Origin of the sequence: Pseudomonas baetica (assembly GCF_002813455.1) — a bacterium.
In the GTDB taxonomy this organism is placed as follows: Bacteria; Pseudomonadota; Gammaproteobacteria; order Pseudomonadales; family Pseudomonadaceae; genus Aquipseudomonas; species Aquipseudomonas baetica.
This window is the reverse complement of sequence record NZ_PHHE01000001.1, coordinates 2,054,594-2,078,064: the sequence shown is the minus strand read 5'-3', so window position 1 is coordinate 2,078,064 and position 23,471 is coordinate 2,054,594. Positions and strand designations below refer to the sequence as shown.

At 56.6% G+C, this 23,471-nt stretch carries 19 protein-coding genes and 3 pseudogenes; 12 read left to right on the top strand and 10 right to left on the bottom strand.

The features are described from left to right. The first annotated feature begins 79 nt into the window (after nucleotides 1–79). Nucleotides 80–265, top strand: coding sequence for a hypothetical protein (locus ATI02_RS09485; RefSeq protein WP_053117475.1), 186 nt, complete (start codon nucleotides 80–82; stop codon nucleotides 263–265). Nucleotides 266–315: 50 nt separating this feature from the next. On the opposite strand, the gene ATI02_RS09480 is transcribed toward ATI02_RS09485, so the two are convergent. Next, a complete protein-coding gene (locus ATI02_RS09480; RefSeq protein ID WP_100846127.1) occupies nucleotides 316–828 on the bottom strand; it encodes a BRO-N domain-containing protein in 513 nt (170 codons plus the stop codon). A gap of 347 nt (nucleotides 829–1,175) precedes the next feature. Between ATI02_RS09480 and ATI02_RS09475 the strand changes: the two genes are divergently transcribed. Both ATI02_RS09475 and ATI02_RS09470 read left to right on the top strand, forming a co-directional pair. Further along, on the top strand, nucleotides 1,176–1,757 hold the full coding sequence (locus ATI02_RS09475; protein ID WP_095191173.1) for a ComF family protein: 582 nt from the start codon (nucleotides 1,176–1,178) through the stop codon (nucleotides 1,755–1,757). A 5-nt stretch (nucleotides 1,758–1,762) separates the two neighbouring features. After that, nucleotides 1,763–2,320, top strand: coding sequence for a hypothetical protein (locus tag ATI02_RS09470; RefSeq protein WP_100846126.1), 558 nt, complete (start codon nucleotides 1,763–1,765; stop codon nucleotides 2,318–2,320). Nucleotides 2,321–2,336: 16 nt separating this feature from the next. Here the strand turns inward: ATI02_RS09470 and ATI02_RS32640 are convergent. Both ATI02_RS32640 and ATI02_RS09460 read right to left on the bottom strand, forming a co-directional pair. Further along, a pseudogene (locus ATI02_RS32640) lies at nucleotides 2,337–2,545 on the bottom strand (hypothetical protein); the annotation flags it as partial. Between the two features lie 16 nt (nucleotides 2,546–2,561). Then, nucleotides 2,562–2,819: pseudogene (locus tag ATI02_RS09460) on the bottom strand (LysR substrate-binding domain-containing protein); the annotation flags it as partial. Nucleotides 2,820–2,941: 122 nt separating this feature from the next. On the opposite strand from ATI02_RS09460, the gene ATI02_RS09455 reads away from it, so the two are divergent. Further along, entirely contained in the window at nucleotides 2,942–3,664 is a 723-nt protein-coding gene (locus tag ATI02_RS09455) for a tellurite resistance TerB family protein (protein ID WP_095191171.1), read from the top strand. Between the two features lie 39 nt (nucleotides 3,665–3,703). Here ATI02_RS09455 and ATI02_RS09450 read toward each other — a convergent pair whose 3' ends face one another. Continuing rightward, nucleotides 3,704–4,459 carry a DUF6708 domain-containing protein gene (locus tag ATI02_RS09450; RefSeq protein ID WP_238156183.1) on the bottom strand — a complete coding sequence of 252 codons (756 nt, stop codon included), beginning with the start codon at nucleotides 4,457–4,459 and terminating at the stop codon, nucleotides 3,704–3,706. A gap of 76 nt (nucleotides 4,460–4,535) precedes the next feature. Here ATI02_RS09450 and ATI02_RS09445 point away from each other — a divergent pair. Beyond that, nucleotides 4,536–5,698, top strand: a protein-coding gene (locus tag ATI02_RS09445) for an IS3 family transposase (RefSeq protein ID WP_100845154.1) whose coding sequence is annotated in 2 segments (ribosomal slippage) — nucleotides 4,536–4,791 and nucleotides 4,791–5,698 — 1,164 coding nt in all. Because the reading frame shifts where the segments join, the coding sequence is not laid out codon by codon here. Here ATI02_RS09445 and ATI02_RS31995 read toward each other — a convergent pair. From ATI02_RS31995 to tssI, 5 genes and pseudogenes are all read right to left on the bottom strand, one after another. Then, entirely contained in the window at nucleotides 5,629–6,114 is a 486-nt protein-coding gene (locus ATI02_RS31995; RefSeq protein WP_146166067.1) for a hypothetical protein, read from the bottom strand. The genes ATI02_RS09445 and ATI02_RS31995 overlap by 70 nt on opposite strands. A gap of 33 nt (nucleotides 6,115–6,147) precedes the next feature. After that, nucleotides 6,148–7,338 (bottom strand): DUF6708 domain-containing protein, encoded by a 1,191-nt coding sequence (locus tag ATI02_RS09440; RefSeq protein ID WP_238156184.1) that lies wholly within the window; start codon nucleotides 7,336–7,338, stop codon nucleotides 6,148–6,150. Continuing rightward, nucleotides 7,331–10,750, bottom strand: coding sequence for a toxin VasX (locus ATI02_RS09435; protein WP_100846125.1), 3,420 nt, complete (start codon nucleotides 10,748–10,750; stop codon nucleotides 7,331–7,333). Before ATI02_RS09435 ends, ATI02_RS09440 begins: the two co-directional genes overlap by 8 nt. Next, nucleotides 10,747–11,619 carry a DUF4123 domain-containing protein gene (locus tag ATI02_RS09430; protein ID WP_100846124.1) on the bottom strand — a complete coding sequence of 291 codons (873 nt, stop codon included), beginning with the start codon at nucleotides 11,617–11,619 and terminating at the stop codon, nucleotides 10,747–10,749. Before ATI02_RS09430 ends, ATI02_RS09435 begins: the two co-directional genes overlap by 4 nt. Further along, nucleotides 11,620–12,843 (bottom strand): annotated as a pseudogene (gene tssI / locus ATI02_RS09425) (type VI secretion system tip protein TssI/VgrG); the annotation flags it as partial. Between the two features lie 92 nt (nucleotides 12,844–12,935). Between tssI and ATI02_RS09420 the strand changes: the two are divergent. Together ATI02_RS09420 and ATI02_RS09415 are read left to right on the top strand one after the other, a co-directional pair. Continuing rightward, nucleotides 12,936–14,155 (top strand): IS3 family transposase gene (locus tag ATI02_RS09420; RefSeq protein ID WP_372241875.1). Its coding sequence is split into 2 segments (ribosomal slippage): nucleotides 12,936–13,281 and nucleotides 13,281–14,155, totalling 1,221 coding nucleotides; the frame shifts between segments, so codons are not numbered across the junction. 98 nt (nucleotides 14,156–14,253) lie between these two features. Next, nucleotides 14,254–15,246 carry a formylglycine-generating enzyme family protein gene (locus ATI02_RS09415; protein ID WP_238156171.1) on the top strand — a complete coding sequence of 331 codons (993 nt, stop codon included), beginning with the start codon at nucleotides 14,254–14,256 and terminating at the stop codon, nucleotides 15,244–15,246. A gap of 36 nt (nucleotides 15,247–15,282) precedes the next feature. Here ATI02_RS09415 and ATI02_RS31990 read toward each other — a convergent pair whose 3' ends face one another. Then, nucleotides 15,283–15,486, bottom strand: a complete 204-nt coding sequence (locus ATI02_RS31990) for a hypothetical protein (protein WP_146166059.1) — start codon at nucleotides 15,484–15,486, stop codon at nucleotides 15,283–15,285. A gap of 127 nt (nucleotides 15,487–15,613) precedes the next feature. Here ATI02_RS31990 and tnpB point away from each other — a divergent pair, with 127 nt between their 5' ends. The 5 genes from tnpB (at nucleotide 15,614) to ATI02_RS09390 (ending at nucleotide 23,412) form a co-directional block, all read left to right on the top strand. Continuing rightward, on the top strand, nucleotides 15,614–15,973 hold the full coding sequence (tnpB, locus tag ATI02_RS09410; RefSeq protein ID WP_244196544.1) for an IS66 family insertion sequence element accessory protein TnpB: 360 nt from the start codon (nucleotides 15,614–15,616) through the stop codon (nucleotides 15,971–15,973). Nucleotides 15,974–15,991: 18 nt separating this feature from the next. Further along, a complete protein-coding gene (gene tnpC, locus ATI02_RS09405) occupies nucleotides 15,992–17,503 on the top strand; it encodes an IS66 family transposase (protein WP_100845498.1) in 1,512 nt (503 codons plus the stop codon). Between the two features lie 256 nt (nucleotides 17,504–17,759). Continuing rightward, nucleotides 17,760–19,883 carry a peptidase domain-containing ABC transporter gene (locus ATI02_RS09400; protein WP_100848449.1) on the top strand — a complete coding sequence of 708 codons (2,124 nt, stop codon included), beginning with the start codon at nucleotides 17,760–17,762 and terminating at the stop codon, nucleotides 19,881–19,883. Then, nucleotides 19,880–21,268 (top strand): HlyD family type I secretion periplasmic adaptor subunit, encoded by a 1,389-nt coding sequence (locus tag ATI02_RS09395; protein ID WP_100846122.1) that lies wholly within the window; start codon nucleotides 19,880–19,882, stop codon nucleotides 21,266–21,268. The genes ATI02_RS09400 and ATI02_RS09395 overlap by 4 nt, the downstream gene beginning before the upstream one ends. A gap of 2 nt (nucleotides 21,269–21,270) precedes the next feature. Beyond that, nucleotides 21,271–23,412 (top strand): type I secretion system permease/ATPase, encoded by a 2,142-nt coding sequence (locus tag ATI02_RS09390; protein WP_100846121.1) that lies wholly within the window; start codon nucleotides 21,271–21,273, stop codon nucleotides 23,410–23,412. Nucleotides 23,413–23,471 lie beyond the last annotated feature (59 nt).

Here is a 23,471-nt window from a genome sequence, read left to right as displayed (position 1 = left end):
GGCACAAGGCGCTGCTGTAAGGGGCAGGGCGATGTGGTGTTTAGGCAATTCTTTGCGGTACTAGAGAAGGACATCGTCCATGGCAAAAATACAAGGCATCACCGACATGTTGGGCATCTTTCCTTGCTTGGGTAGCGGGCGCAGAAGGCGTCGGCTGAACTCGGAGGAACTGAAACTGGTGGAGCGCTATCGCGAGCTTTCGGAAAGTGACCGGATCGCGATGCGCTATCTGGTGGATGCGATGCGGAGTGTTTCGCGGTTTTAAGAGAAGATAAAAAGGGGCGGACTGAGAAGTCCGCCCATTTTTTATTTGGATCAGCTACACGTTCCCAGTACTGGATACGGCCGCTGGCCGTGCATCAACTCCGGCACATCCCGCCATTTGACCCACGCCTGCTGTTGCCAGTGCAGCAGCGGCACGGTGACGCCTGCCCAATGCATCGAACTCAGGCTCGGATGGTTTTCCATTGGGCTTGAATGGGTTTCGCGCAGCATCGGGATGACTTCATGGCTCAGCCATTGGCGCAGGTGCCGGTTTTCCGGGACGAAGTGATGGACGAGCAGGGCGAACAGGCCGGACTCGCTGACCATCGCGCAATCGATGATTTCGCCGTCCCGACGCAGGAGGACATGGCGACGCTGGTCGGGATCGAGTTTCTGGGTGAGGCGTTCGTTTAGCGGATAGCCCATCAAGCGACCGAGATCCTGAACACAGAACCAGGCTTCGTGGTCTTGCATGAAGGCGTGGAGGAAGCGGTTGTGGCGGGTGAAGATGGTGGGGGTGAAGAAAGCGGAGCTTTCAGAAGGAATTTGTACGTGGTTAGGCATTTGTCGACTCCAATTTTGAGAATAGAGCCGCCACTCAAATGAGTGCGGTCACGCCGTGTTGATATTTATTCCGGCTCCGACACCGGGCCGCTGATTTCGCCGCCGAGAGAAAGCCTATCGGCTAGCAACCTACGACGCCAAGTCGGCTCTATCGACACCTTCTGTAGGAAAGAGGATTTATCTCTGAGGGTCGTTTCTGTAGGAAATGCCTGTTTTTGCATGGATGCCAGCGAGTCCGCTCCTAACCAGTGTTTTTTCCGTTATTTATCTAAATCTTGCGCATCGCTGCAGATGCTCGGCCCTTGTTTTCAGGGTTCAAAGGATTGTTATGAATAAAGGAGAATTCAATGAAGGTGTCACTCAAGCAGATCAACGGCCCTTGGGATCAAGGCTGGGTGCTGGACAAACATATGGTAAGTAGTACCTTTCTTGGCAACGATGATCGCGGTCATCCATGCTTCGATAATCAGCGCACTGAGATAGGCGAGGCGACCTACCAGCTCAAATACCAGAAGGATTGGACTCAGGTCGGCCCACTCGCCCAAGCGGTAGCAACAAATGTGTTCCCGAAATTGGATCAGGTAGGTTTTGTAGTGCCTATGCCTGCTTCAAGTATTCGTCAGCGACAACCGGTAACTGAGGTGGCCTTGGCGTTGGGGAAAATTACTGGGCTGCCGGTTTTCTCGGATTTGCTTCGGAAAGCGGCGACAGGAAAGTCGCTCAAGGATTTGCATTCCAAAGCAGATAAGGTTGCCGCGATTGGAGACAGTTTCAGCGTCAATGATGAAATCACCACGGATGGTCGCTGGAATGTTTTGGTTGTAGATGATTTGTTTGATAGTGGGGCGTCGATGGACGCGGCTTGCGCTGTTTTGCGTAAATATCCGAAGGTGGGGAAGATTTACGTAGCAGCGCTGACTTGGAAGTGAACTCAATGACAACTGTATTTATTGCCGGCTCTATCAACATCAAGAACCTTGATCCGAAGGTCAAAGAGCGTATCAATAATATTGTTGCGTCTGATTTTGAGGTGGTAGTGGGTGATGCAGGTGGCGCCGACACCTCCATTCAGGAGTACCTGTTGAGCCTCGAACGATCCAGAACCACGGTGTTCTGCAGTGGTTCAACGCCGCGCAATAACCTTGGGCAGTGGCCCGCCAGAACAGTGGAATCCAAACATTCCAAAGGGTCGAGAGCTTTCTTCACCGAGAAAGACGTCGTCATGGCCGAAGCAGCTGACTACGGCTTGATGATCTGGGATGCAAAGAGCACCGGTACGCTCAGCAACGTCATAGAACTGTTGTCGAGAAAGAAGAAGTCGCTTGTTTTCGTCAACAAGGAAAAGGAATTCAGAGTGGTCGGAGACGTCAGTCAGCTCGAAGAATTGATTGCATTCATGTCCGATCACGCCAAGCAAAAAGCCAACGAAAAAATCAAACTGTTCGATCGTATTTCCTTGCTGAAGCACGATCAGGCAGAGCTTTCTTTTTGACGTTTTCTTGGCTTTCCTAAAGCCCTGCACCTGTCAGTGCCGGGATCACAGGCTCTTGGCGACTCACCTTCCACGCATCCCCAGCCGACCCTTACCATGGTCATAAGACTTGCCAATCCGCGTATAAACCAGCCCCAAACCAATCACGATGGCCGTGCTCAACACCATCGCATAGTTCACGTACCACGACGCATCCGACCTACGTGGCCAGGCCATGTTGATGACTTCGGTTGCGGCCCGGCCCGGCGCCGCGCCACGGACGCCGGGCGTTGCGATCCATTTCATCGACGTTGAGCTGAATCAACGGTTCACGGGCGATGCTGGCGAGATTGATGCTGTCGTGCTCCAGCAGCGGATGCTGGGCCGACAGCCATAAACGGTGGGGCGAGTGGCTCAGCTCTTCGGTCTGCAAGACGTGGCGGTCTTCGAGATTGGAGAGCATCGACATGCCGACATCGATCTCGCCGCTGACCAGCAAATGTTTGATGTCAGGCCGTTTTTGCGAAGGGCCTGCGCGTCCTGAGCAACATCTGGAAGCACACTCGCAGGTCGGACAGGGGCACTTTCGAACTAGGCTGGAGGCCTTATAGATCCGGATAACCCCTGTTTTGGAGGCGGAACATGAACACCCGTGGATTGCTCGATCAACTGCTCAAGTCTGGCCAGGATCTGTTGCAGAACAAGGCTGGCGGAGCGCAGAACAAAACGGCTGGTGGTAGCTTGGGCGGTTTGCTCGGCGGCGCTACAGGCTCCGGTGGCCTCGGCAGTCTGCTGTCAGGTGCAGGTGGCGGTGCATTGGCGGCTGGCGCGATGGGCTTGCTTCTTGGTAACAAGAAAGTGCGCAAGGTCGGCGGTAAAGTCGCGATTTATGGCGGCCTCGCGGCGCTTGGTGTACTGGCGTACAAGGCTTACGGCAACTACAACGCGCAAAAGGGCACCGCCCCACAACGCGAACCGCAGACCCTCGACCGTTTGCCACCGGCACAAGCCGAGCAACACAGCCAGGCCATTCTCAAGGCGCTGGTCGCTGCCGCGAAGGCCGACGGCCACATCGATGACCGCGAACGCGAACTGATCGAAGGCGAATTCACCAAACTCGACAACGACCAGGAACTGCAGCACTGGCTGCACGCCGAACTCAACAAGCCCCTCGACCCGACCGACGTCGCCCGCGCCGCGAGTACGCCGGAGATGGCGGCAGAAATGTACATCGCCAGTGTGATGTTGGTGGATGAGGAGAATTTCATGGAGAAAAGCTATCTGGATGAACTGGCGCGGCAGTTGAAGCTGGAGCCGGGGTTGAAGGTGGAGCTGGAGAAGCAGGTGCGGCAGGCTACAGTCTGATTTCCGTTGTTGCCTGCGAGCGCTGCTGGCGCGGATGCCTCAGTGCAATCCAGCGGCCTTGCAGGCTTCGACGAACGTAGCGCCTTTCTTGTCCATGGCGGTCTTGACCATTTGATTGGCTTTCACCAATGCAGCGCTGGGCTTTGCCCATTGCTCCGGTGGCAACGGCTGAGACCATGTTTGCACTTGTTCCGGAAGGGTAGGCCGACCTTTGCGATGCGCCCATTCGGCGAGTATGTAAGGCATTTTCCAGAAACTCAGCACGCGCCACATGTACCAGCGGCGCAGTGGCCAATAGGATTTTTTCGAGTAACCGTAGTGCTCGCGTTGCTTGGGCGTCAGTTCGTCGCCGCCCTCGTCCAGCGAACCCATCGCGCGTGCGTCTTCGCGTTCGATGTCAAAGGTGTGCAGCCCTTCGTACGGCTTGAGTCGATCCCCGGTGGGAATCAGACCCAGTGCTTTAAGCATCGGGTTTGGAACATCGACCAATTGACCGTCTTCCATGTAATTGCGAATCGACGTCCACATTCCCAAAGCGTGCGCATCGCTGGGCTGTGGCAGCAGGAGGAACTGCACTTTGTCCTGTTCATCATCCTCCAGGCCCATGCCGAACGTGTATTGGCGAGTGGCGCCGTAACTGGTGACGCCTTGGGTGTTGGAGACCCAGGCGACGACGCTTTCCCAAGGCACGATCAGGACGCGCTGGGTTTTGCTCTCGACGTAGCAGACTTCACGGCGTTGACGGTTGAAACGGACGGGGTAGGTTTTTGCTGCTTTGAAGACGCCGGAGAACATTCCGTAGATATATGTAGTGGTCTAATGAAACCGGACACCCATTTAGGCGAGAATGCTCGCCAGATCGAGGTGTCAGATGACCAAACAACGCCGTTCCTTTTCTGCTGAATTCAAGCGCGAGGCTGCCGACCTCGTACTCAAACAAAACTACAGCTACATCGAAGCCAGCCGTTCACTCGGCATCGGCGAATCGGCCCTGCGCCGCTGGGTTGATCAGGTTCAGCAGGAGCGCCAAGGCGTCACTCCACAGAGCAAAGCGCTGACTCCGGAACAGCAGAAAATCCAGGAGCTGGAAGCCCGGATTGCCCGCCTTGAACGGGAAAAATCGATATTAAAAAAGGCTACCGCGCTCTTGATGTCGGAAGATCACGAGCGTACGCGCTGATCAATCAGCTGAGCGTCCATGAGCCGATTGATTGGCTGTGCAAGGTGTTTGAAGTCACCCGTTCGTGCTACTACGCCCAGCGCCTTAGGCGCCGAACACCTGATGTCGAACGGCTGCGGTTGCGCAGCCGGGTGAGCGAGCTGTTCTCGCAAAGTCGCAGTGCTGCGGGCAGCCGCAGCATCCTGTCGCTGATGCGTGACGACGGTGAGCAGCTCGGTCGATTCAAAGTGCGCAGCCTGATGCGCGAGCTTGAACTCGTCAGTAAACAGCCCGGATCACATGCCTATAAACGAGCGACAGTTGAACGGTTGGATATCCCGAACATCTTGAATCGGGAGTTCGATGTTCCGGCACCCAACCAGGTGTGGTGCGGCGACATCACCTACATCTGGGCCCAGGGGAAATGGCATTACCTGGCTGTCGTGCTGGATCTTTGCACACGCCGGGTAGTGGGCTGGGCGTTGTCGGAAAAGCCGGACGCCGATCTGGTTATCAAGGCGCTGGATATGGCTTACGAGCAACGAGGCAAACCTCAAGGCCTGCTGTTTCACTCGGATCAAGGGTCACAGTATGCGAGTCGTCTATTTCGCCAGCGGCTGTGGCGTTATCGGATGCGCCAGAGCATGAGCCGGCGGGGAAATTGCTGGGACAACGCGCCAATGGAGCGCGTGTTTCGCAGCTTGAAAACGGAATGGATACCGACCACGGGTTACAGAACGGCTCAAGAAGCCCAGCGCGATATCAGTCACTTCTTGATGCATCAGTACAACTGGGTTCGACCCCATCAATTCAACGGTGGGTTGGCGCCAGCTCGGGCCGAAGAAAAACTTAACGTCGTGTCCGGGATTAGTTGACCACTACAATACGCACTTAAAGGGAGGATGCCGTAGAGCGCGTATCCAGAAAAGGCCTGTACAAACATCGAAAGATCTTTGATAGGTGTGGGAAAATTTTGCGGATAGGCGAGCATTCCATATAGAACGATGAGAGCCGGCGCGATAAAGGCGAGAATCAGCAGTATCCAAATACCTGCAGCCAGTATCTTTGCCTGTTCAACCATTCCCCAATTACTTCCTCCTAATTCGAGGAAGGTGTCGTTCATCTCTGGAAAATTACGACGGGATGATTGTGTTTGCCCTGTGTAAACCGGGAGGGGGGATAGGAAAAGAATTTCATCCGTGCCGCTCGTACGAATCTCTCCGGTACGAGGGCGCTGGTTGCGGATTTCCGGTGCAGGATTGCTCTTATGTTTGAACAGATTTCTAAACATCGGAAGCAGAAAAACCTGTTTGCTCGCTGTTCATCAATGCAAACCCGCCGCTTTACAAGCTTCGACAAACGTCACGCCTTTCTTGTCCATTGCGGTCTTGACCATTTGATTGGCTTTTACCAATGCAGCGCTGGGCTTGGCCCATTGCTCAGGTGGCAACGGCTGAGACCATGTTTGCACTTGTTCCGGAAGTGTAGGCCTGCCCTTGCGATGCGCCCATTCGGCGAGTATGTAAGGCATTTTCCAGAAACTCAGCACGCGCCACATGTACCAACGACGCAGTGGCCAATAGGATTTTTTCGAGTAACCATAGTGCTCTCGCTGCTCGGGCGTTAGTTCGTCGCCGCCCTCGTCCAGCGAACCCATCGCGCGCGCGTCTTCGCGTTCGATTTCAAAAGTGTGCAGCCCTTCGTACGGCTTGAGCCGATCTCCGGTGGGAATCAAGCCCAGTGCTTTAAACATGGGGTTTGGAACATCGACCAATTGACCGTCTTCCATGTAATTGCGAATGGATGCCCACATTCCCAAGGCGTGTGCATCACTGGCCTGTTGCAGCAGCAGAAATTGCACTTTGTCCTGTTCGTCATCTTCCAGACCCATACCAAAAGTGTACTGCCGGGTGGCTCCGTAGCTGGTGATGCCTTGCGTGTTGGAGACCCAGGCGACGACGCGTTCCCAAGGAGTGATCAATACACGATGGGTTTTACTGTCGACGTAGCAGACTTCGCGGCGTTGACGATTGAAACGAACAGGGTAGGTTTTTGTTCCTTTGAATACGTCGGAGAGCATTCCGTATAAGTACGCGCCTATCGGAAGAAACAGAAGAAGCGACCCCGTCGCGAAGACCGGCAAGATACCTCTGAGTGTGTCAAAAAAACTCCGCTCAATGCCGGGAGGCTGGAAAACTACGAGCCAAGTTGAAATAAGTACAGGGACGACGAATGCCGTCCCCAGGATCATCCAGATTCCCGCTGCGAGTATTTTTCCTTGCTCTACCATCCCCCAATTGTTGCCACCCAACTCTAGATAGGTGTCGTTCATCTCCGAAAAATTACGGCGTGATGACTGAGGCTGACCGGTGTAAACAGGTAAAGGCGACAGGAACAGGGTCTCGCTCAAACTGCTGACGCGGATTTCCCCGGCGCAAGGTCTCCGGCTGCGGATGTCCGGTTCAGACTCGGCTGCATCATGACGATTTTTACGCTTGAATAGTGCCTTAAACATCGACAGTCGCCATGTCTTCTTTCCTTAAAAATATGAACTGAGTTTTGCCTGTTCCAGTCGGCATTGTGTCAACAGAATCGACTTTAAACGTGCCCGGCGTCGGGTCTTGCCTGTAAGGCGCACCAGTAATGTGCCAGTCGCTATTCCTGAAAATGGTCTGATGCATGATGTCGCGTTCGGTCTCCAATTGGTAACCGATGTTCAAAGCCAAGGCAAAGTCCTTGGTTTGCAACAATTCGCTGATGGGCAAATGGAGTGTCAATGCTTCTTGTCCTTTGCTCGCCACAATGAAACGAGTGACCCAAACGGCGGTAGCTTCTTTCCAGATCAGAGGAAATGGTCCGGGGCCAAGATGTCTGTTTTTGGTTTCACGGTATTGTTCGTAAACCTGTAGTCGCAATTTACGGTTATCCATTTCCTGGGTGCAGACGCCCGGCAATATCACCTTCAGATAGGTCTGCCGGGGTTGTGGGCGGACCAACTCACACGTTGGTTTCTGCACGACTTTCGCCAGTTCATTCCACTCGTCCTGAACGTTACGATTTTTGGTCTTGAGACCCCAGACACTGCTTTCCATCCATTTTTGTAAATCATCCAGATTGAAGTAATTGTAAAGGCTCTCGCCCACCAGTTGCAGCGCGGTAGCGATCAATCCGATTAGATTGGCGCGTACGCTGATCGCCAAAATACGTGGGCTGGCCTCAGCCCACGCCAGTGCGCGTAGCCCTGCTGGAGCTTTCACGATGTTAGTGGCTATGGCAGTCGTGTGTTTAGCTGCCCACGTATTGGTACCGACCAGTATTCCATCACCGGTAATTTGCAATGTAGTGGCTCCCAGGCTTTTGTAGTCGCCCTGCGCCAAAGCTTTGCCCCATTGCAGTGAGTGTTTGCCCAAGTCAATTGCTGCCGCCGCGAGGCCAAACGCATATGCCCCCAATCCCGCAATGCTGGTCCAGCGACCTAAACGGCTCATTGTGTTGAGCTTCCCGGCAGCACTCTCCATTTGTTCGATATGAGCCTGAAATACTGTTACAGATAAACCTTGAACAGACGCGAAACCCGCCGCTGACATCCCCACGAATGCCTCAAACGCTGCGAGCTTGTCAGCTAGAGTAGCGGTGCTTTTCGCATTCATTGACGTCATCGCTTCAATAAACTTTTGCCCTTGAATCACAAACAATACAAACGCGATTCCGTCTCCTTTGGATTTAAGGACTCCCTCCAGCGGTTTGTTGAGTGTTCCTGTTGCCCTGAAATCACGCACAGTTCGGCCCATCTCCGCACGTAACTGCGGGTCCAGACCCTCTATCGCTGTGCCGATTTTCGCAGGACCATCGCCGCCGACAGTCAAGGCGTCACTCAGCTTTTCTTCTAGCGGTATCAACGCTTTTTTCAGTTGCTCGATGCGTTGGTTTAGAAGCTTTGCAGTGTTGGGCGCCGCAGAGTCGGCAGCTTGTCGGGCCAACTCCCGATTGCGCTGTTTGTAAGTATCCTTTAATTGGCTGCGCAAGTTCAGCGCCTGTTCTCGAGCCTGAGTGAATGCCGCGAGCTCCGCCGATGTGGCTACGCGTAGCGTCAGCCCCCGACGGGAAAATTCACGCAACATTTGCAAGCGTGCCGGTGCGCCGATTTTGCGGATATAGCGGTTGGGGTCGATGTTTTGTCCGCGGCTGAATGCTGAACTTGTCTTGTCCAGTTCATCGGCAAGTTGCATCTCACGGGCCGGGTTATAGGCTCCGTCCAGCATGCTTTGCATGCCCTTGAACTGCGTGTCCAGTTTGGTGAAGTTGGGCAGGTGCTCGGTCATCAGGCTGTGGAACTGGTTGGTCAGCACATTGATGTTGGCGAGGTTTTCCTTGGCCGAGATCACGTTGATAGTGAAACTGCTCAAGTCCGCCAGTTTTTTTGAGAGATCGACTTGTGAGGCAAGGGTGAGGGTGTCGAGCCCCGGAACCGTTATGAGCAGGTTGGCTTCCATGTAGGCGGCCATTTTCGCAATGGCCGCTGGATCGGCGCACATCGCGGCCACGCAGACAAACTCGGTCTCCAGACGATGTTTGATCTGCGCATCGAGATTAAAGTCGTAGTACCAGGCCGCACGGTGGAAGTAACCGCTCGTGAACATATTCAACCGGTCTTCCCGTATGTTGTTCAGGCGGGTGTGCCAGTGACTGAGCAGCATTTGCTGCTTTATGACAAAGGCTTCCATTTCAGGCCTGTTGATCAGGTCGTCAATGCCACGCTGGCCAAGTTCTTTACCGTGCAGTGTCTGCCAACTCTGCAAGCTGAGTTTGTTGATCGTTTCGTAATGCTTGCGATGAAGCTCTTGCCCAAGAGAGTCCGTCATATCCACGTAGGCGCGGGCGTAGACGTTGACTTTCGCGGCTCTTCGCCAATGTTCTTCTGTACCGAACGGGCCCGGATACTTGTGATCGCGACGTACTTTCAGAAACTCGTAGATCTTCGATTGTTGTTCTTCGTTGGTCTCATCCTTTAAGGCCTTGATCGCTGGGTCGGATTGACTCAGCGCCTCAAGGCGCGAACTGTTGACGTCGTACAAGGACTGGATATATGAACCGGTGAGGTACTGCGCCTGGCACTGGTCATCTGAGCTCCATTGCTCAATCCAGTCCGCCACTTTCAACTGCGCACTGGCCAGATCACGCATCACACCAATGTCGTCACGCAGCACCAGAAACAGGTAATCATCCTTGTACGGGCCTTGCAGGTTGCTGGTCAGACTTTCGATAGCGGTTTGCTTGAATAGTGGTTGATCCTCCCAGTGATAGGCCACGCTTTCCTGTGGATTCGAACCCTCTGGTTTGGCGTCGGATCGAGATTGATCTTCCTTCACCTCCGCCAGCCAACTCTCCGCCTGCTGCTTGCTCAACAAATGCTCGCCACCCTTTTCCGGGCAGGCGCTTGCCAGTTCGAGCTGCTGCATCAAGCGCTTGCGTTCATCCTTGGACTTGAGCACCTGCGAGCATTTGAAGGCCGTCCACTGAATCTCGGAATAGCTGGCGTACAAGGTGTGTTGGCGCGTGAATACCAGATGCGGTTCACCGACAGAACTGGTTCGGGTGTCGCCCGACACTTCCTGACTGTTCCACAGCAGTTTGGCGATCTGGCCTTTCTCGATGCGGTATTCGTGCAGGTAACCGGTGGTGCCATTGACGATGTACAGATAACCGTCGCGCAGCAAGCGAATGCCCAGCGGCTGGCTCTTGGTTTTGTACGGCATCGACAGCTCGGAAGCCGGGTCAAGGTGCTGAACCAGGCCGTAGCGCAGTGGCAGCAGCTGCACCTTCTTGTTCATCAGCGGGCATACGCCCATCGGCACGCGAGTGTCCTTGGACGGCTTGGCCATCGCGGCAGTGTTGGCACTGGGTTTTGGTGTTTGATGAGTGGTCACGATAGGCTTCCTTGTCGATCGGCGGCACGGCGTTCGGCCAGTTCTGCAGCGCGTTCCACGCGTTTCAATGGTGCTTCAAGTGACGATTGCGTCAGTAGCTGAACGATGTCGGGATGATCAGTGAGTGGCTCACCGGCCAGGTAACCGTAAACGTTCGCGTAGAGGGTGATTTCCTGTTCGGAGGCGAAACCCTTTTGATAAGCATCATCCGCGAGTGCTTGCGCATACGGGCGTCGATCTTCAGGTGCAAAAGTTGCCATGAAGTCCGCAAAGTAGGTGTGCAAGTGTTCAGCGAGACCTGAGACGAAATTACGAAACTCGACTTCGCCCAGCGCGGTGAGTTCTTGATCCGTTAAACGGTAGGTCTCGGGTTCAGCAATGGCGGGTTGCGGGCGCGTGTGTTGCTGCCAGTTGATTGCTACTCCGTCCGGCAGGCAGACATGGCTGACCGGGCCGAACCAGCGCGCGCTGCTGTTTTTTTCGGCCAGCCCAAATAGCTGATGCATGACCGCCGAATCCGCAATGCGTGGCATGACTTCCACGCCGCTCGGATGTTCCACGCTTAGCAAGTGGCGCCAATGGTCCCATAACGCATGCGCATCGACGTCGCTGAAAAGCAGATAACCCCACTCCTCGGATGCATGCTCTGTGAAGTACGCCAATAGCGGATCGTTGGCGCCTTTGAGAGCAATCAAATATGGCGAGATATCTGCCAGCTCCTGCCAGCGAGTGGACTGGTACAGGCTGTAGGCTTGGTTGTCCCACTGAAACAATTGCTGCGCGAGGTTGGGAACACTGACGCCATCCAGCAGCAGATAGGCTGGTACGTTCCACGGAAGGTCATTAGGAAGTGGCGGTAACTCGATCATTTATTTTGCACCCTTCTGTGCGGCCAGTTTGGCGGCTTCACACACCGCACAAATCGGCTTCTTCTGCATCAACGCCTGCCGCTGGGCCGGCACCAGCAATTGCCCAGCCTTATCCGCATCCGCCTGCTTCAACGGCCCCGGCAACAAAGGCGCAGCGCCCGTGCCGCTACCCGGTCCACCGCCGGAGTTCATGTTGATCACTGGCCCGCTCATGGTCACGCCGCCGGCATCGATCTTGATGAAACTCCCACCGCCGACTAGCGTCAGTTCCGCCCCCGCTTCAAGCACGACTTTCATGCCGCTGCTGAGGTGGATTTCCTGGCCGGCATCAATGAACTGCCCAGTCCCAATCTTGATGTGCTGATTCACGCCCACGGTCAGGTGATCATTCGCCCGCGCTTCGACTTTGCGATCGGCATAAACCGTGTGGTGTTCTTCGGCCTTGAATTCGCTGTAGCTGTTCTTTTCGACGGTGTCGTGGCGTTCGTTGCCGACGCGGATCTTCTGGTCGTGTTCGACGTTCTCGTCCCAGTCGCGCTGGGCGTGCAGATAAATCTGCTCCTGACCTTTCTTGTCTTCGATGCGCAGTTCGTTGTAACCGCCGCCACCCATCGAGCTCAGGGTCTTGAAGGTGCTGCGGGTCTTGTTCGCCGGCAAGGCGTACGGGACGGTGTTTTCCTTGTGGTACAGGCAGCCGCTGATCAGCGGTTGATCGGGGTCGCCTTCAAGGAAGGTGACGAGCACTTCCATGCCGATGCGCGGGATGGCGATGCCGCCGTACTGGGCGCCGGCCCAGGCGCTGGAGACGCGGAGCCAGCAACTGGTTTTGTCGTCGGCCTGGCCTTCGCGGTCCCAGTGGAACTGGACTTTGACGCGGCCGTATTGGTCGCAGTGGATTTCTTCGCCTTTCGGGCCGGTGACCACGGCGCTCTGGCTGCCGAGGATGCGCGGTTTTGGATGGCGCAGCGGCGGGCGGTTGGGCACGTCCCACGGGGTGGCCTGGAAGCGGTTGCGGTAACCCTGGTGGAAATCGTCTTTGAGCGCGGTGGTGTCGCTGGTCACCGACTCTTCCAGCACTTGCGGCTGTTTGCCTTCGTGGAGGACTTCGGTGAGCAGCCAAAGGTCGTTCCATTTGGCTTTCGGGTGTTGCGTCAGCGCGAGGAAATGGCCGCTGACCAGCAACGGCTGATCGCTTTTGCCTTCAGCCAGTTGGAAGTCGCTGCGGTGAATGGTCGAGGGTTTTGTATGAACGAGCCCCATGAAAGACAGGACACCGTTTCCCCCTTACGATAAGGGATAGGCAAACGGTTATGTTTATGACTAATAGCAACGATAAGAGTGGTGAGCTTTTGGGCCAGGAGCGGCGGCGCCGCTGGAGCCCAGAGCAAAAGCTGGCCATGGTTCGAGAGAGCCTTGAACCAGGACAAAGCGTTTCGGTCGTGGCTCGGCGCAACGGCATCAATGCCAACCAGTTGTTCCTGTGGCGCAAGCTGTACCAGGACGGCAGTCTATCGGCGGTCAGTGCTGGCGAAGCCGTGGTGCCGGCCTCCGAGCTGAGCGATGCGCTCAAGCAGATCCGTGAACTGCAACGGATGCTGGGCAAGAAAACGATGGAAGCGGAAATCCTAAAAGAAGCCGTGGAGATCGCCCGGTCGCGAAAATGGATTGCGCACTCACCCTTGTTGCCGGGGGACGACCAGTGAAGCTGGTCAGCGAATGTCTCGGTGTGGCGCGCTCGCAATTAACGGTTCGAATCAAGCAATCGGTATCGCCCAAGACACGGCGAAGCAGGCCTGTGAACGACGCTGAGTTGGTGGCCGAAATCCAGCAACAGGTCAGCGAGCTGCCCAGCTATGGCTACCGTCGAGTCTGGGGATTGCTGCGTCGCGCCCGTGAAACCCAGCTGCTACCTGCGATCAACGTGAAGCGGGTTTACCGGGTGATGCGTGATCACAACCTGCTGCTTGAGCGCCGGATCAAACAACCCGGCGTGCCGCGTCGGCACGAAGGCCGTATTGCGGTGCAAACCAGCGATACGCGTTGGTGCTCGGACGGCTTTGAGTTCCGTTGTGAGGACGGCGCTAAACTGAGCGTGACCTTCGCCCTGGACTGCTGTGATCGCGAAGCCATCGGCTGGGTCGCGAGCCCGACCGGGTACAGCGGCGATGATATCCGCGACTTGATGCTGGAAAGTGTGGAGAAGCGCTTCGGTGATCAACTGCCTGCAACGCCGGTGCAGTGGCTCAGCGATAACGGTTCGGCCTACACCGCCGAACAGACGCGCCTGTTTGCTCGGCAGATCGGCTTGCAGCCGGTGACCACACCAGTGCGTAGCCCGCAGAGTAATGGCATGGCCGAGAGCTTCGTGAAGACGATCAAGCGTGACTACGTGGCGCACATGCCCAAGCCGGATCGGGAAACGGCGCTGCGTAACCTGGCGATTGCCTTCGAACACTACAACGAGCAGCATCCGCACAGCGCCTTGAACTATCGCTCACCGAGGGAGTTCAGGCGCTTGGCAGTGGCATCAATTTAACGGGGAGTTGGTGTCCGGTTTTGTAGGGGCAAGTCCATTGTAGTCTTGGCACGGGATGGTAAGGTTACTCTTTGACGCATCTTATAAGGATATTGCTCGTGTTACGTCAGTCTTTACTCGTCCTTCCTTTCATCATGCTGCTGGTAGGTTGTGAAGCCGAGTCCGGCCCGTTGCCGAGCAGCAAGAGTCTGACTCCGGAGAAAGTTGCGTCGATTGCGACGACTATCAAGACAAAATACCCGGGCATTTCCAGCGAGTTGCGCTATAAGGTGCTCAGTACGGTTGTGCAGTCGATCGATAACATGGTGTTTGTCGAAGGTGGCCAGTTTGATATGGGCGACTTTGGCTGGATTTGTGAGTACGATGAAAAAGATGTTTGTACCTGGCCTTGTGGGCAGGAGCCGGAGCAGCTCTGTAATATTAGTAGCAAAGGCAATGATGATTTTGTTCATCCGGTGAAGTTGAGCAGTTACTATCTCTCAAAGTATCAGGCTACGTTGGCGGATTTCGACCTTTTTTTCGTGGCTAACGGTAAACCTCTTTATGATGGAGAAGATCGAAAACGTGAAGATCTAAAAGAGCTTTACTTGCCTAATCTTCCAGCGCCAACTCAAAGCTGGCAGGAGGCAAAAGATTATTGCACGTGGATTGGATCTTTAAGCGGTTACGAAGTGGACTTGCCGACAGAGGCGCAGTGGGAGTTCGCGGCCCGCAATCGTGGCCAGCACATCCTGTTTCCTACCGATACTGGAAGTCTTGATTTCGGTAAGAATTTCCCTTTTGAAAATGAAGAGGGGAATTTTCCAGTGAATCGCTTTGCACCAAATCCTTTGGGGTTATATGGTATGGCTGGTAATTCCACTGATTGGGTAAATGACTGGTACTCGGAAGACTATTACAAAATTTCTCCCATAGAAGATCCCCAAGGGCCGGTAACTGGCCAAAAAAAGGTCAGAAGAGGGTCTACAACGTTGGAAGCCCCTTTATCCGCAGCCCCTCTCGTGCGTCGCTGGCCAGAAGAGCTAGTTCAAAAATATCATTCAAGCGACACAAGTTTTAGGTGTGCAATTCAGTCCAGCAAGCCGCTTTAATAGTTCAGGATGAAGGCGTCTTCGGCGCCTTCATTTTTAAGCTATTCTGTCAAATAGCCCACTTCTTTGGGCTGCCAGTAATGTCTTTTCTTTTCTCCATGTCTGACTTGGTTGCCAGGCAATCAATGCTATTTTTTCAGTTGCTGTATCATTGTTGACGGCAAGTGATTTAGTAAATTTGTTGAATTGCAATTGCTCATGCCCGTCGAGCAGGGCGTTGATGCGATTCAGGCTACGCATTGCGTCAACTTTCTTTCCGTCGCTGGAACAGTGTTCTAATACAGTAACCGCTCCACAAACCCCACATTCAAAGCCGCGATTTGATGCCTGATGCTGTGCTCCCGATCTCTTTCAGAAGCCAGCGGCCATGATGCGTCCCGACGCCAAAGTTGAAAAAGTGTACCTCTACCCTAAACCCGTAGACTTACGAAAATCCATCGACGGCCTAGCCGCACTGGTGGAGCTGGATATCAAAGTGGCGGTGTTCGATCCGGTGCTTTTCGTCTTTCTCAACAAACCCCGCAATCGGGTGAAGATTTTGTATTGGGAACGCAACGGCTTTTGCCTTTGGCTCAAACGCCTTGAATCCGAACGCTTCAAAACATCGCCCGATCACAGCGACGAAGCCATCGTGCTGACGGTCCAGGAGCTGAACTGGCTGCTCGATGGTTTTGATCTGTGGCGCAACCGTCCACATCAGGTTTTGACACCTCGATTTGTCGCCTGATTCGGTATAATCCACGGCATGATTTCCATGCCCGACAACCTTCCCGATGACCTGACTGCGCTCAAGCAATTACTTGCTCAGATGCAGTCCAAGGTTGTTCATCTTGAAGAAGAAAATGCGCTGCTACGTCAGCGTCTCTTCGGACGTAAATCCGAACAATCAGTCGACCCAGCGACCCCGCAATTGGCTCTTTTTAATGAAGCCGAAAGTGTCGCTGAGCCTGCCGCCGAAGAGGCGGAGGAAGAAGTCGTCGCTCCGACCAAACGCCGTGGCAAACGCAAGCCTCTGTCCGCCGACTTGCCCCGTATCGAAGTCATCCACGAACTGCCCGAGCACGAGCTGATGTGTGCTTGCGGCTGCCGCAAGCACGCCATCGGCGAAGAAACCAGCGAGCAGTTGGAAATCGTGCCGATGCAGATCCGCGTGATCAAACATATCCGCAAGGTCTACGCCTGCCGTGGCTGTGAAACCGCGCCGGTCACCGCTGACAAGCCAGCGCAATTGATTGAAAAGAGCATGGCCAGTCCCAGTGTGTTGGCGATGTTGCTGACCACCAAATACGTCGACGGTCTGCCGCTGCATCGCTTCGAAAAAGTACTCGGTCGCCACGGCGTCGATATTCCACGACAAACCTTGGCACGTTGGGTCATCCAGTGCGGCGAACACCTGCAACCGCTGCTCAACTTGATGCGTGACAGGCTGCTGGAAAGTCACGTAATCCACTGCGACGAAACGCGTGTCCAGGTGATGAAAGAGCCTGATCGAGAGCCGACTAGCCAGTCCTGGATGTGGGTACAAACCGGCGGACCGCCGAATCAGCCAGTGATCCTTTTTGATTACTCGACCAGCCGAGCGCAAGAGGTACCGTCGCGCCTGCTCGAAGGTTATCGCGGCTATCTGATGACCGACGATTACGCCGGCTATAACGCCTTGGGCGCGCAGGCTGGTGTCGAACGTTTAGGCTGCTGGGCACATGCGCGACGCAAGTTTGTCGAGGCGCAAAAAGTGCAACCCAAGGGCAAAACCGGGCGTGCCGATATAGCCCTGAATCTGATCAACAAGCTGTACGGTATCGAGCGAGATTTAAAAGAAGTCGGCGATGAACATCGCCATGAAGGTCGACAGCAAAACAGCCTGCCAGTCCTGGCGCAGTTACGCGCCTGGCTGGAGAGAACGCAGCCTCAGGTGACGGCGCAAAACGCGCTGGGCAAAGCCATCAGTTATCTGGCCAGCAACTGGGACAAGTTAGTGCGCTACACCGAAGCCGGTTCTTTGCCGATCGACAACAACGCAGCAGAGCGTGCGATCAGGCCCTTCGTAATAGGGCGCAAGAACTGGCTGTTCAGCGACACGCCCAAAGGCGCGACGGCCAGTGCTCAACTTTACAGTTTGGTCGAGACGGCTAAAGCCAACGGCCAAGAGCCCTATGCGTGGCTGCGCCACGCACTTGAACGATTGCCGCAAGCCGCAGCGGTAGAGGACTTCGAAGCCTTGCTGCCGTGGAACTGCACTCCGCAAATACCAAGATAACTATACGCCCCGCCTTTAAAATGTGGGGTTCATGGATCGCATACAATGCACCTGGCAGAGGCTCGTTATCAATTTTTCCTTAACAGTTATCAACTGGGCCGCTGGTTATCATTTTGCATTCGCTGCCACATGATCGGGTTATGCCAGCCCCATCAAGGAAAGCGAGTTTTATGCGAAGCGCTCGTCACACCTCACCGTACCGCGCGCCATCGAGCGCCCTGCGATGACGCAGATCTTTGTGACCGAAACTCCTGTCATGGAGCGCCCTGTCGCCGGCCAGGCCGAAGCGATCAAGACGGACTCGGCACTCGGCTGTTGCCGACTGTTGTTGCAGCTGAGTCAGCGCAATGAGGCGGATGTCGAGGCCGGACGGTTTCAGACTGACCTGCGCACCGCCGTTAGAGCCTACGGTACCGCCAATGACATTGACCTGCGTCTTGAGCGCCTGTCCTTGCGCAAGTTGTCCCCCAAAATGCTGCCACTGGCCTGGCGAAACGAGGCCGGTGAGTTTGCGGTGTTGGCCCGACTCTCCGAGACCCAGGCCTTGATCCAGTCACCCTCGGCCGACACCCCGCAGGTGATCGAGCGCGAGCAGTTGGCAGCGCAGTGGAGCGGGCAAGTGATCCGCGTGCGCCAGGGCGGACTGCGTTTCGACCTGTCCTGGTTTGTCCCTGAGCTATTGCACCATCGGCGGGTGCTGGGCGAAGTGTTGCTGTGCTCTTTGCTGTTGCAAGTACTGGCGCTGGCCACACCGTTGTTTTTTCAGGCGGTGATGGACAAGGTTATGGTCCACCGGGCGCTGGCCACTCTGGATGTACTGGTGGTGACGCTGGTGGTCGTGGGCGTGTTCGAAGTCCTGCTCAAGGGGCTGCGCGAATACTTGTCGGCGCACACCGCCAACCGCATCGACATTGGCCTGGGGGTCAAACTGTTCCGTCATCTGCTGGGCTTGCCGCTGCTGTATTTCAAGCAACGGCAGGTGGGCGCGATTATCACCCGGGTTCAGGAGCTGGACAGCATCCGTGAGTTCCTCACCGGCTCCTTGCTGACCCTGTGTGTCGACGTAGCTTTCACCTTGGTTTTCTTCGCGGTCATGGCTTGGATCTCCTGGCCGCTGACGCTTTTGGTTTTGGCGACATTGCCGCTGTATTTCCTGTTGGCCTGGGCCAGCACCGGGCCGCTGGAAAAACGTATTGAACGGCAATTCCAGAGCGCGGCGCGCAACACCGCCTTTCTCAATGAAACCGTCAGCAGTAGCGAAACGATCAAGAGCCTCGCGGTCGAACCCCGGATGCAACGGCGCTGGGAGGCGCAGACCGCCGAGATGGTCGAGGCCGGGTTTGCCAGCCAATCGCTGGGCAGCGCGATCAGTCAGAGCGTGACGCTGTTGCAGAAGCTTACGGCCGTTGCCGTGATCTGTTGGGGGGCACACAAAGTGATCGGCCTGGAGCTGACGCTGGGCCAGTTGATCGCCTTCAACATGATGCTGTCCCACGTCAGCCAACCGCTGGCCAAGCTGATTGATGTCTGGCAGCAGTTCGTCCAGGTGCGGGTGTCGGTAGACAAGTTGGGGGACATGCTCAACCTGCCGGTGGAGCAAAGCGACGGCCAGCAACGCCCGGTCGAGGCGCTGCGTGGTGAAGTGCGTATCGAGCAATTGGCCTTCCGCTATCGCCCCGACCTCGATCTGGTGCTGCAGAATCTGGATCTGCACATCGCTCCCGGGCAGACCCTCGGCATCGTCGGGCCTTCCGGCTCGGGGAAAAGCACGCTCACGCGCTTGTTGCAGAAACTCTATGTGCCCGACGCTGGGCGCATCTTGATCGATGGTCAGCCGCTGCAAGAGCTGGAGCCGGGTTGGCTACGCAGCCAGATCGGCGTGGTGTTGCAGGAAAACTACCTGTTCAACCGCAGCGTGCGGCAAAACATCGCTCTGCGCCATCCGACCGCCAGCCTGGAAGACGTCATCGAGGCTGCGCGCCTGGCCGGCGCCCACGAATTCATCCTGCAATTACCCCTGGGTTACGACACGGTGCTGGCCGAGGCGGGCAGTTCGCTGTCCGGCGGCCAGCGTCAGCGCATGGCTATTGCCCGAGCGTTGATGGGCGATCCGCGACTACTGATTTTCGATGAGGCCACCAGCGCCCTCGACGATGAATCTCAAGCCCTGATCCAGGACAACATGGCGCGGATCGCCGAGGGCCGCACGGTGATCATCATCGCGCACAGGCTGTCGGCGGTGCGTCACTGCCAACGCATCATCGCGCTGGAACAGGGGCAAATCAGCGAGTCCGGCAGCCACGTCGAACTACTCGCCAACGGTGGTTGTTATGCACGGCTTTGGGCTTTGCAACAGGCGCTGCTCAAGGAGGATGCATGATGGCCGGCTCGACACTCACAGCCCTGCGACAAGCGTGGCGAGCATTACGCGCAGCCCCTGCCGCGCTCAAGCGCAGCAGAGACGAATATGAGTTTCAGCCCGGCTATCTGGAGATCGTCGAGCGGCCGCCGGCCCCGTGGGCGCGGGCCACAGCCTTGTTGCTGATTGCGTCGGTCCTGCTGGCATTGGGCTGGGCGATTTTCGGGTTTCTCGATATCCACGCCAGCAGCACCGGCCGGCTGATGGTCTCCAGTTATACCAAGGTGATTCAGGCCCACGAGGCCGGCGAGGTCAGCGCGATCCATGTGCGTGACGGGCAACGTGTCAAAGCCGGCGAGCCTTTGGTGGCGCTGAACCCGATTGGCGTCGATGCCGAGTTGGGCGAGTTGCAGGCCCAGTTGGCGTTCAAGCTGCTGGAGAGGGCGCGGGCTCAGGCGTTATTGAATAACGACCCGCTGGACAGTTATCAGCCGCCCGCTGGCTTGAATCCAGAGCAGGTGGCGACGGCTAGAGCGCAGCTGGCGAGCACTTGGCGCGAGATCAGCGCCAACCTCGACAGCCTGCGCGCCGAGATCAGTATCAATCACGCCAATCAGCGCGCACGCAGTGTGGAAATTGTCGCCCTGGGGAAACTCGCGAGCAATATTCGCCAACGCTTGAACGCCCGGCGGGCGATGGCGGCCGAGCAACTGATGCCGCAGGTCGAATTGCTTGAGCAGGAAAAAGAGCAGTTGGAAGTCGAGCGCTCGCTGGCCCAGCAAAACGCCGAACTCCAGGTGCTCAAGGCTGAGGCACAGAACCGTGTCGAACAACGCGACAGCTTCCTCGCCAGGACCCAGCGCGAGCAGCACGATCTGCTCAACAGTACCCATCAGGACATCGCCGTACTTGAGCAGCAACTGATTCGTGGCCGTGACCGGCAACGCCTGCAAACCTTGCTCGCGCCGGTCGACGGAGTGGTCCAGCAACTGGCGGTGCACACCCTCGGTGGCGCGGTGCAACCGGCCCAGCAACTGCTGGTGATCGTGCCCGAAGGTGCCGAGCTGGATGCCGAGGTCATGGTGCTGAACAAGGACGTCGGTTTTGTCCGCGCCGGGCAACCGGTGGAGGTCAAGATTGATACGTTTCCCTATACCCGCTACGGCACTTTGCGCGGCACTGTCAGCCACGTCTCTGGTGACGCAATCAAGGACGAACAGCTGGGCCTGGTGTTTCCTGCACGCATCCGCCTGGACCGTGCCGCCATCGCCGTAGGTCAGGAATGGCTGGCGTTGCAGGCGGGCATGAGTGTCACCGCAGAGATCCGCACCGGTGACCGCCGGGTGATCGACTACTTGCTCAGCCCCATCCAGCAGTATCAATCCGAAGCGTTGCGGGAGCGTTGAGCATGACTGATGCCTTTATAGTGACGCCCGACCAGGCTCCGCTATTTCTCGATACCGGCTTGCAGGCCCTGTCCTGGGCCGCGCGGCACTTTGATCTGAATATCAGCGTGGCGCAGTTGAGTCATCGCTTGGGACGTGTTGAAGGTACGGCCGATCGCCTTGATCTGTGCCGCTGCGCCGGTTGGGTCGGCCTGCGGGCGCGTACCGTGCACAGCGCGGTCCAGCGTCTGGAACATCTACCGCTACCGGCGCTGCTGGAAACTGTTCACGGCTGGGCAGTGCTCAACAGCGTCGAAGCGGACCAGGTCGATATTTACTGGCCACTGGAAGATCGTTGCCAGACGCTACCGCGCAAAATGCTGACGTCTCTCTGGCACGGCCAGACTCTGCTTTTGGCCGAGCGCCACACGGGCCTGAAGCCTCCGGCATTCGGCATTGCCTGGTTCCTGCCATCGATCATCAAGCACCTGCGTCAGTTTCGCAGCGTGTTGCTTGTCTCGTTGATGTTGCAATTGGTCGCGCTGGTCACGCCGATGCTGTTCGAGAACATCATCGACCGCGTCCTGGTCAGTCGCGGTCTGTCCAGTTTGCAGGTGCTGGGTATTGCCCTGCTGGCGTTGGCGATATTCGAGCCGCTCTATGGCTTCATACGTTCGTGGTTGTTTTCCAATCTGGCCAGCAAGGTCAATGCCGAACTGTCCTCACGCCTGTATCAGCACTTGGTGCAGTTGCCGCTTGGCTATTTTCAGCAACGCCAGACGGGCGAGATCATCGCTCGCGTCGGTGAGATGCAGCAGATTCGTCAGTTCCTCACCGGCTCGGCGCTGACTCTGGTACTGGACCTGGCGTTCTGCGGGTTGTTTATCGGCGTGATGTACAGCTACGCGCCGACGCTGACCTGGGTGGTCATCGGCTCCCTGGCGTTGTATTTACTGTTCTGGTTGTGCGTGGGGCCGCTGCTGCGCAGTCGGGCGCTGCGCGAATACGAGCTGGGTGCGGATAACACGGCTTTTCTGACCGAGGCCGTGACGGGCATCGAGACCATCAAGACCGGCGCCACCGAAGGGCTGTTCCAACATCAGTGGCAACGCCAGTTGGCCGCCTATGTGCGGGCTGCGTTTTCGACCCGTCTGGTCGGTATCTGGGCGGGGCAGGGCATTGGCCTGATCCAGAAACTCACTTCGGCAATCTTGCTGTGGTGGGGCGTGACCCTGGTGATGGACGGGCAGATAACCCCGGGCCAACTGGTGGCGTTCAATATGCTCGCCGGTCATGTGGTGGAACCGATCCTTCGTCTGGCCCAGGTCTGGCAGGACTTCCAGCACACCCTGATTTCGCTGCGGCGCTTGGGCGACATCCTTGAAACCGAGTGCGAAAGCGGCAGCGGTGGTCTGGCCTCGGTACCGGCATTGGCGGGCAGCATGAGCTTTCAAGGCGTGCGCTTTCGCTATGACGAGGACGGCCAGGAAATTCTGCGCAATCTCAACCTGGACATCCAGCCCGGGGAATTTGTCGGCATCACCGGCCCCTCGGGTTCCGGCAAATCGACCCTGACCCGTTTGTTGCAACGCCTCTATGTGCCACAGCACGGCCGCGTGCTGGTGGATGGCATCGACCTGGCCATCGCCGACCCTGTGGCGCTACGTCGCAACATGAGCGTGGTGCTGCAGGAAAGCGTGCTGTTCGCCGGCAGCATCGCCGAAAACATCCGGCTCTGTCGGCCACAAGCCACGGATGCCGAGGTATACGAAGCGGCGGCTCTGGCCGGTGCTGATGAGTTTATCCAGGCCCTGGGCCAGGGCTACGACACCCAGGTCGGCGAGCGCGGCGGCCAGCTTTCCGGTGGTCAGCGCCAGCGCATCGCTCTGGCCCGAGCCCTGCTGACCCAGCCGGCCATTCTGTTGCTCGACGAAGCCACCAGCGCTTTGGACTACGAGTCCGAAGCCGCGGTCATGGCCAACCTGCACCGCATCGCCCAGGGCCGCACGGTGATCAGCGTTGCCCATCGCCTCAATACCTTGCGCCACGCCTCGCGAATTCTGGTGATCGACAAAGGCCAGGTGGTGGAGCAGGGCAGTCATGAACAGTTGCTCGTCCTGGACGGGGTGTATGCCCGGCAGTGGGCATTGCAGATGAAGGATTGACGAAAAGACTGTCGGCGCAAGGGCGGTTGAACGCGCCATTTATTTTTATTCGGACGAAG